Annotated in this window: 2 protein-coding genes; both read right to left on the bottom strand. The window is 49.6% G+C overall.

Annotated elements, in window-relative coordinates; translation table 11 throughout:
- Window positions 1–14: 14 nt before the first annotated feature.
- A complete protein-coding gene (locus tag AC58PQ_RS29465; protein ID WP_497247941.1) occupies window positions 15–815 on the bottom strand; it encodes an ExeA family protein in 801 nt (266 codons plus the stop codon).
- The gene (locus AC58PQ_RS29460; RefSeq protein ID WP_497247943.1) at window positions 808–2,160 is read right to left on the bottom strand and encodes a DDE-type integrase/transposase/recombinase; all 1,353 of its coding nucleotides are present in this window, start codon (window positions 2,158–2,160) and stop codon (window positions 808–810) included. The genes AC58PQ_RS29465 and AC58PQ_RS29460 overlap by 8 nt, the downstream gene beginning before the upstream one ends.
- Between the last annotated feature and the right edge of the window lie 18 nt (window positions 2,161–2,178).

Raw genomic sequence — 2,178 nt, 5'->3', positions numbered from 1 at the left:
GAAAAAAGGGAGAATCAAGAACATTCTCCCTGGATGACGCGTTTGACCATGTGATCATCTATGATGCGATGCCCATTCTGAGCTCCGTAGATTAAACTGTGCGTGCAAACCTTGTTGACGAGTCTAGCAGAACCGCTTGAAAAACGATAAATATCCTCAATCGCTCCATCGGAGAAGATGTCATTCTCAGCCCCGGCATACGTCAAATGACGCTTTATATAATCCCCAACCTGTGCCCGGTCGTAATGAGGAAGCTTACATTGCAAGTCGATTCTTTGCCGAATGGCAGCGTAAGCTTGAAGTCCTAACCGATCCCAAAGCTCACTTTGCCCTACCAAGATAAGCGTCATCGGACTCTGCGCATCCATCTTGAAATTCAGCAAGAAACGAACCTCTTCGAGCATTTCCCGGTCGAGCAAATGGGCTTCATCGACAACCACGACAGGCTGTAACTGATGAATGCCTCGCATAAGCTCAATTTCCCGATGTAATTGCCTTTTAGCGTCACCGCGATAAAACTTGGACTCACATCCGAGCTGTTCAAGTAAACCTTTGTAGAAATGCCGAGGCGTCAGTTTTGAATCCGACAGATAAAGCACCTTGTACTTGGCTTGGTCCAAAACTTCCGTAAAGCGACGAATGGTCGTTGTTTTGCCGGTTCCACAGTCCCCTGTTACAACCGCAAACCACTGCCTCTGAGCAGCATATTCCAGTCTACCAAGCGTTTCTTCCAGTACGACCGATTGATACAATTCGTTAGTAGGTATATCCCTAGAAAATGGCGAATGACTCAAACCATAGAAAGTCTCAAACATGACCTGTCTCCTTCCGTACGGCACGGTAGGACACAGCAGGTGCTTGTTGTTCTTTGCGCTGCTCATTACGTATTTCGGCAGCATCTAGCAATCTGGATGATTCAGCAGGCGACGGCCCTAGATGCTCTGGTAACGTTGGGCGTTTTCCGGCTCGTTCACCGATGACAAGCTCACGCACGTTCCATGGCGGATGCGCTTCGTACTCAATGGTCAGCTCCGCTATGTCTGCCGGATCGAAGATGACTTCTACCGTGCAACCGATGAAAGGAAGGCCGACTTCGTACTTTCGATCCATGAAGCTGATGCAACCAGACTTGTCCACTTTGCGCGATTCACAGTGTAAGAACGCATTCGTCAGCAATACCGGATCCACGAAACGTAGCGCCTTCTTGTCGCTGCGAAACGTCGTTTCTGGACTTTGTTTGTTTGCTAGTGCCGAATGGGGCTTATGCTGATAGCACTCGCTGAGCCACACCTGAAACAGCTCATTAAGCCGCTGGAGCGTCTTCGGTTTCTCCAGCACAGCTTCACTTAAAAAGCTATCTACCACGCGATTAAAACGTTCTACCTTGCCCGTTGCTTCAGGTGAGTATGGCTTGGCAAACACAAGTCGAATACCGAGTTTGGAGCAAGCTCGCGTCATCCACTTCGTTCGGTATTGCTTCCCGTTGTCGAAGTAAACCGCCTCGGGTACGCCATATTTCTGAATAGCACTACGGAAGCAGTCCTCGATGATTGACTTGTCCATGACGGGGTAAAACTCACCATGCAGCACAAAACGCGTGGCGTCATCCACAAAAGTAACCAGAAACACTTGTTTCATCGCTCCACCCGGACCAATGGGCAGATACGGACCATACTTGATGTCCGAATGCCACAACCGATTGCGATGGCGCTGTTGAAAACGCCTTGCAGCCACACCCGACTCTGCATACATGCGCATATGGCGGCTACTGTAACCACGCTGCATAAGTTTTTCTTGCAGCGTGCTGCGCTTAATCTCACCTGGTGCAATGCGGCCTTCCCATTCCAAAATCTGAATGATTTGAGCGACACTGCGGCTGGGCACTTCACGACGCAGTAGAATAGCCTGCTCCATAAGCGGTAGTGCAATAACGGCTTCAGATGGCTGTCTTCCCTTACTCATTGGCTTCAGTCCGCTGAATCCCTCTCGCCGATAGCGTTCTAAATAACGGCGCAGCGTCCTCTCAGATAGTCCGGTTTGCTCGCAAATCTTTGCTTTTAGTTCCTTTGCTTTGGCTGGATCCAGTCCTTCTGCGAGTAGCGGTGACAACAACTGCACCCGTTGTGCGGCAATCTCTTCCGCTTTTTGCTTATCTTTCATTCGTTCCCATCTCCCTTT

Source organism: Paenibacillus sp. J22P143 (genome assembly GCF_059692035.1).
The sequence above is the reverse complement of the archived record's forward strand: the minus strand, read 5'-3'. Positions and strand labels throughout refer to the sequence as shown.